The 6,778-nt window shown below is 69.7% G+C and carries 6 protein-coding genes; 4 read left to right on the top strand and 2 right to left on the bottom strand.

What is annotated here, in order from left to right; translation table 11 throughout:
• The first annotated feature begins 149 nt into the window (after positions 1–149).
• Together G3N96_RS39665 and G3N96_RS05740 are read left to right on the top strand one after the other, a co-directional pair.
• Positions 150–1,940, top strand: a complete 1,791-nt coding sequence (locus tag G3N96_RS39665; protein WP_206136598.1) for an amino acid ABC transporter permease/ATP-binding protein — start codon at positions 150–152, stop codon at positions 1,938–1,940.
• A gap of 34 nt (positions 1,941–1,974) precedes the next feature.
• Positions 1,975–2,910 carry an ABC transporter substrate-binding protein gene (locus tag G3N96_RS05740; protein WP_206136597.1) on the top strand — a complete coding sequence of 312 codons (936 nt, stop codon included), beginning with the start codon at positions 1,975–1,977 and terminating at the stop codon, positions 2,908–2,910.
• 95 nt (positions 2,911–3,005) lie between these two features.
• Here the strand turns inward: G3N96_RS05740 and G3N96_RS05735 are convergent, their stop codons facing one another.
• A complete protein-coding gene (locus tag G3N96_RS05735; RefSeq protein WP_206136596.1) occupies positions 3,006–4,100 on the bottom strand; it encodes an LLM class flavin-dependent oxidoreductase in 1,095 nt (364 codons plus the stop codon).
• Positions 4,101–4,161: 61 nt separating this feature from the next.
• Positions 4,162–5,127, bottom strand: coding sequence for an ABC transporter substrate-binding protein (locus tag G3N96_RS05730; protein WP_124576962.1), 966 nt, complete (start codon positions 5,125–5,127; stop codon positions 4,162–4,164).
• 302 nt (positions 5,128–5,429) lie between these two features.
• Here G3N96_RS05730 and G3N96_RS05725 point away from each other — a divergent pair, with 302 nt between their 5' ends.
• Both G3N96_RS05725 and G3N96_RS05720 read left to right on the top strand, forming a co-directional pair.
• Entirely contained in the window at positions 5,430–6,347 is a 918-nt protein-coding gene (locus G3N96_RS05725) for an alpha/beta hydrolase (RefSeq protein WP_206136595.1), read from the top strand.
• A complete protein-coding gene (locus G3N96_RS05720; protein WP_124576966.1) occupies positions 6,344–6,775 on the top strand; it encodes a MarR family transcriptional regulator in 432 nt (143 codons plus the stop codon). Before G3N96_RS05725 ends, G3N96_RS05720 begins: the two co-directional genes overlap by 4 nt.
• Positions 6,776–6,778: the final 3 nt, after the last annotated feature.

The following is a 6,778-nucleotide window of genomic DNA, read 5'->3' as shown; positions in this document are numbered from 1 at the left end:
CAGCCCGAGCATCGTCACGAACAACCCGATCGACGCGCCAAGCCCGAGCTTGATCTGCACCGGAATCAGCCGCACCACCACGCCGCGCGCGCCGAGGATCGTCAGCAGGAAGAACAGCACGCCCGACCGATTCGAGGATTTCCACCGACATGAGCGACACGACCCACCTCGGCGGCGCGCTGCCGCCGCTCTCTTCCCCCGGCGCGCGCGACGCCGGCACGCGTTTCCGGATCGTGCCCGCGCGCCACCGGTCGCGCACGGCCGGCACCGTGCTCGCCGTCGCGCTGATCGCGATCGTCCTGCACTCGATTCTCGGCAACCCGCAATGGGGCTGGCCGGTATTCGCCGAATGGTTCCTGTCGCCGCCGGTGCTGTCGGGACTCGCGCGCACGCTGGTGCTGACGCTGCTCGGCGCGGTGTTCGGCCTCGTGCTCGGCGCGTTCGTCGCGCTGGCCCGGCTGTCGCGTTCGCGGCTGCTGTCGGCGAGCGCGTGGACCTTCGTGTGGCTGTTCCGCTCGATTCCGCTGATCGTGCTGCTGCTGATCCTGAACAACCTCGGCTACCTGTACGAGCATGTGCGGCTCGGCGTGCCGTTCACCGACATCGTCTGGTTCGATACGCCGACCACCGACCTGATCAGCCCGTTCCTCGCGGCCGTGCTCGGCCTCACGCTGAACCACGCGGCGTTTTCCGCGGAGGTGATTCGCGGCGGCATTCTCGCGGTCGACCAGGGCCAGCTCGAGGCGGCCGCCGCGCTCGGGCTGCCGCGCGGCCGCCAGACCACGCGAATCGTGCTGCCGCAGGCGATGCGCGCGATCCTGCCGACCGCGTTCAACGACCTGATCTCGCTCGCGAAAGGCACGTCGATGGTCTACGTGCTCGCGATGCCCGAGCTGTTCTATACGGTACAGGTGATCTATCGCCGCAATCTCGAAGTGATTCCGTTGCTGATGGTCGCGACCGTCTGGTACCTGATCATCCTGACCGTGCTGTCGGCCATCCAGGTGCAGGTCGAGCGGCACTATGCGCGCGGCGCGCTGCGCAATCCGCCGCCGTCCGTCATCACGTTCGCGCTTGCGCGTATCGGCGCGCTGTGGCGGCGTGTGGCGTCCCGTCGCGCGGCATCGGTCGCGCAGGCCCACGGCGATAGCGACGCGGCGACCGCCGTCGCACCGCGCGCCGGCGGCGAAGTGGCCGTGCATGGCGTGTCGAAGCAGTTCGGCATGCAGCGCGTGCTCGACAACGTGTCGTTCGTCGCGCCGCGCGGCAGCGTGACCGCGATCGTCGGGCCGTCGGGCTCGGGCAAGTCGACGCTGCTGCGCACGATCAACCATCTCGAACGCGTCGACGACGGCTACATCGACATCGACGGCGAACTGATCGGCTATCGCCGCGACGGCGACGTGCTCTACGAACTGAAGGAGCGCGACGTGCTGACGCGGCGCACGGCCGTCGGGATGGTGTTCCAGAACTTCAACCTGTTCCCGCACCTGACCGTGCTGGAGAACCTGATCGAAGCGCCGGTCGTCGTCGGCGGCATCACGCGCGACGCCGCCGAACGCGTCGCCCGCACGCTGCTCGCGCGCGTCGGCCTCGCGGACAAGGCCGATGCGTATCCGCGCCAGTTGTCGGGCGGCCAGCAGCAGCGCGTCGCGATCGCGCGGGCGCTCGCGCTGCGTCCGAAGGTGCTGCTGTTCGACGAGCCGACGTCGGCGCTCGATCCCGAGCTCGTCAACGAGGTGCTCGACGTGATCAAGGAACTCGCGCGTTCGGGCACGACGCTCGTGATCGTCACGCACGAGATCGGCTTCGCGCGCGAAGTCGCGGACAACGTGCTGTTCATGGAGCGCGGGCGCATCGTCGAAGCCGGGCCGCCGGCCGTCGTGCTCGATGCGCCGTCGCATCCGCGGACGCGTGCGTTCCTGTCGCGGGTGCTGTGATGCGCGCCGCTGCCTACCTGCGAGGTGCCGCACGATGACCGACCGACGCCAGTTCATGACCGCCGCGCTGGTCGCGGCAGCGGGCAGCCTTCCGTGGCGCGCGGTACATGCTGCCGCCGCGACCGCGGATCTCGATCCGCGCCAGGCCGGCCGCCCGCGCGCGCAACCCGACGACGCGGCGATCCGTGCGGCAGCCGGCTACCGCTGGGTTCGCGACGGCGCGTTCACGGTCGCGATTTCACCGCATGCGCCGCCCGTGTCGACCTACGCGACCGACGCACGCACCGTGGTCGGCGCCGATCCCGACTATGCGCAGCTCGTCGCCGACGCACTCGGCCGCACGCTCGTGCTGCTGCCGATCGCGTGGGCCGACTGGCCGCTCGGGCTGACGTCCGGCAAGTACGACGCGGTGATCTCGAACGTCGGCGTGACCGAGAAGCGCAAGGAAAAATACGATTTCACGACCTACCGGCTCGGGCTGCACGGCTTCTACGTGCGCACCGGCAGCCCGATCGCGAAGCTCGCCGAGCCGAAGGACATCGCCGGCCTGCGCATCATCACCGGCGCGGGGACGAGCCAGGAGCGCATCCTGCTCGAGTGGAACAAGCGCAACGTGGCGCAGGGGCTGAAGCCGGCCGAGCTGCTCTACTTCGACGACGATGCGGCGTCGCGCGTCGCGCTGCTGTCGGGCCGTGCCGATGCGGAGCTGAACCCGAACGCGTCGCTCGCGTACGAGGCCGCGCGCACAGGCAAGATCCGCCGCGTCGGCGTCGTCAATGCGGGCTGGCCGGCCAACGCCGACGTGGCGATCGCGACGCGGCGCGGCAGCGGGCTCGCGCCCGCGCTGACGGTCGCGACGAATGCGCTGATCGGGAGTGGCCGCTATGGGCAGGCGCTCGCACGCTGGGGCCTGCAGAGTGAAGCGATTGCGCGTGCGGAAACCAATCCGCCGGGGTTGCCGTCGTTTTGACGGCGTCGATGGGGCGATGCCCGACATGACATCGCCCCGGCATTCCACGATGGCCATGCCGGGGCGCTTCGAAGCAACATCGTGGGCGGTGGGACCTACGCCGTCACCGCCGCGTGATACCGGTCGAGTTCCGCGACGTGCGCATGAATCGCCGGAATCAGCTCGCGCCCGTAATCGAGCGCATCGTCCAGCGGATCGAACCCGCGAATCAGGAACGTCGACACACCGAGCCGGTAATATGCGCCGAGCGCCCGCGCGACCTGTTCGGGCGTGCCGACCAGCGCAGTCGAATTCCAGCGCGCGCCGGTCAGGTTCGCGACACCCATCCACAGCCGCTCGTCGAGCACGTCACCCTGCGCGGCCGCCGCCATCAGCCGTTGCGAGCCCGCATTCTGCGGCGCATGACCGGCGATCGGCTGGCCGTTCGCGAGCCGCGCCGCGCGCACGCGCTCACGGATCGCCTCGGCTTTCTCCCATGCGGCCGCCTCGGTGTCGGCCACGATCGGCCGGAACGACACGCTGATACGCGGCGCCCGCCCGAACGGCGCGGCGGCAGCCCGCACGCGCGCGATCTGCTCGCGCACCGACGCGAGCGGCTCGCCCCACGTCATGTAGACATCGGCATGCTCGCCCGCGACCGCCAGCGCGGCCGGCGACGATCCGCCGAAATAGATCGGCACGTGCGGCCGCTGCGCGCCCTTCACGAGCGGCGACGCGCCGCGCAGCCGGTAGAACGCGCCCTCGTGGTCGACCGGCGCGTCGGCCTGCCAGATCCGTTTCAGCACGTCGAGATATTCGCGGGTGCGGCGGTAGCGCGCGTCGTGCGGAACGAAATCGCCGTCGCGCTGCAGGTCCGCGTCGTCGCCGCCCGACACGACGTTCAGTGCGAGCCGGCCACCGCTGAACACGTCGAGCGTCGCGATCTGCCGTGCGGCGGCCGACGGCACGATCACGCCCGGCCGGTGCGCGAGCAGGAGGCGGATGCGTTCGGTCGCGGCGGCCGCGAACGACGCGACGATGAAGCCGTCCGCCGCGTTGCTGAAATGGCCGACCAGGATCTGGTCGAAGCCGGCGGCCTCGTGCGCCTGCGCGAAGCGGCGCACGTAGTCGGGCTGGACGGCCGCGCCGCCCGGTACGTCGACCTCCGCGCCGGGTGTCGCGGTGATCATGCCGATGATGTCGACTGGCATGTCGGAATGTCCTTGGGGTGCTTGATCGGGAATCGTGGAAGTCGGGATTGCTGCCGCATGGTCACTGCGCGGCGGCCGTCTTCTGCGCGGGCGCCGCGAACGCGCCCGCATACGAGCGGTCGAGCAGCTTCGACGTGTCGTACGCGACCGGAATCACGCCGGCCTTGTGCAGGAAGTCGGCCGTGTTCTGCGCGTCCTTCGCGGCCGTCTCGTCGACCGGGCCGACGCGCTGCTTCGCATGGTTGAGCCAGCGGTACGCGACGTCGGGTTCGAGCTTCGCGCGCTTCGCCCACAGGTCCGCGTACTCGCGCGGGTGGTTGTCGACCCACTGGCGCGCGGCCACCACGCGCCGCAGGAAATCGGTGATCTCGGCGCGCTTGCCGGAGACGGCCTGCTCGTTCGCGGCGACGAAGCTCAGCGCCGGCATCAGCCCCTGCGCGGTCGTCACGGGCCGCGCGCCCTGCCGCAACGCGAGTGTGCTGACGAACGGCTCCCACAGCGACACGGCGTCGACCGAGCCGTTCGCGAGCGCGTTGGTCGCATCGATCGGCATCAGGTACGCGTACTTGACCGAATCCGCGCGCAAGCCCGCGTGTTCGAGCGCGCGCAGCACGAGCTGCTGGCTCCACGCGCCGCGCCACACGGCGATGGTCTTGCCTTGCAGGTCGGCCACGGTGCGCACCGGCGAATCCTTCGGCACGAGAATCGCGACGCCGTCGAGGCTCTGCCGCGACACGGCGACGACCTTCACCGGCGCGCCGCGCGCGGCCAGCGTGAGCAGCGCGGAATCGCCGAGGAAGCCCACGTCGATCGCATTGCCGTTCAGCGATTCGGCGACGGGCGCCGCGGCCTGGAAATGCTTCCACTCGATCGTGTAAGGCAGGTCCTTCAGCACGCCGGACGCCTCCATCGACGCCTGGATGTTGAAGTAGTTCTGTTCACCGACGCGCAGCGTGACGGTGTCCTTGGCAAAGCCCGGCTGCGCGGCAAGCGCCAGCAAGAGTGCCGTGACGATTCGACTCAACAACGTGATCTCCCAGAAGGGTTGGCGGACGGCCGCACGAGGGCGGCGCCCCGTGGCCCGCCGTGCACGACAGCCGGCGGAACGGATGGAACCGCCAAAGATACGTCGATCTTCATCATGAAACAAACGCAATATTCTTCTATGAAAAGATGCAAATGTTTTATGAATCGGCAGGCGTCGCCGGCTGCCGCCGGCCGCGCTCGAGGGAACCCGGTTCGAATGAATCCTCGACAGATATTTCGTGCGCGAAATAACTCACGGACTATATTTCGCATACGAAATAACTACCCGTCACGAAGGCAGCCATGACCTCCGAGCCCATCGAGTTTTCCGCCGCCGACGGCTACGCGCTGCACGGCACGCTGTGGTCGCCGGACGCGCCGCCGCGCGCGCTGGTGCTGATCCATCCGGCAACGGCCGTGCCGGAGCGGCTGTATGCAGGCTTCGCGCGCTTCCTGACCGAACGCGGCTTCGCGGCGCTCACCTACAACTATCGCGGCATCGGCGCGTCTCGCCCCGCGCGCCTGGATGCGTTGAAGGCCCGCATGCGCGACTGGATGGAACTCGACGTGGGCGCCGCGACCGCGTGGGCGCGGCAGGCGTACGCAGGCTTGCCGCTGCTGGCGGTCGGGCACAGCGTCGGCGGGCACGCGATCGGGCTGTCCGCCGCGACGCCGCACCTGCGTGCGGCCGTGCTGGTCGCCGCGCATGCGGGCAGCACGCGGCTGATCACGCAGGCGGCCGAACGCCTGAAAGTGCGGCTGATCCTGCGCGTGCTCGGCCCGCTGATGGCGGCGCTGCTCGGCTACGTGCCCGGCAAGCGGCTCGGGCTCGGCGAGGACATGCCGGCGGGCGTGTTCCGCGAATGGAGCCGCTGGACCACGCTGCCGCACTATTTCTTCGACGATCCGACACTCGGCGCGGCCGAGCGTTACGCGAAACAGCAGTTGCCGATCCTCGCGCTCGGCTTCGACGACGACCCGTGGGCGAACCCGCCTGCGATCGGGCTGCTGGTAAGCTATCTGACCCGCGCGACGGTCGAACGCCGCCAGATCGATCCGCACGCGGCGGGCAGCGGCCCGGTCGGGCACATGGGCTTCTTCCGCAGCCGCGCCGGCACCGTGCTGTGGCCCGACGTGGCCGACTGGCTCGCGCAGGCGCTCGACACGACGCGAACCGCGGGCCGCCCCTCCCTTTCCATTGCAGCCGGGAACCCAGCTTGAGCGAAGAACGACGACTGTTTTTCATGTTGAACATCGGCCAGCGGCGCGTGCAGCGCTGGATCGACCGCAAGGCGGAGACCGAGACGCGCGCGAGCGCCGCGCAGGCCGGTGCATTGTTCTGTCTCGCGAAACAGGATGGCGCGCTGATCGGTGAAGTCGGCGCCGCGCTGCAGCTCGCGCCGTCCGCGATGACGGGGCTCGCCGACCGGATGGCGAAAGCCGGCCTCATTACGCGCCACGCCGATTCGGACGACGGCCGCGCGACGCGCCTGTACCTCACCGACGCAGGCCACGCCGCGCTCAAGCGTGCGCGCGTGCTGCTGCGCGAACTCAACGGCAAGCTGTGCGACGGGTTTTCCGACGACGAACTCGACGTCGTCGCGCGCTGGCTGCATGCGTTGCAGGAGCGATTTCCGGCGGAACGTTGAGCA

The sequence above is a fragment of the Burkholderia sp. Se-20373 genome (genome assembly GCF_017104705.1).
Taxonomy (GTDB): domain Bacteria; phylum Pseudomonadota; class Gammaproteobacteria; order Burkholderiales; family Burkholderiaceae; genus Burkholderia.
The sequence above is the reverse complement of the archived record's forward strand: the minus strand, read 5'-3'. Positions and strand labels throughout refer to the sequence as shown.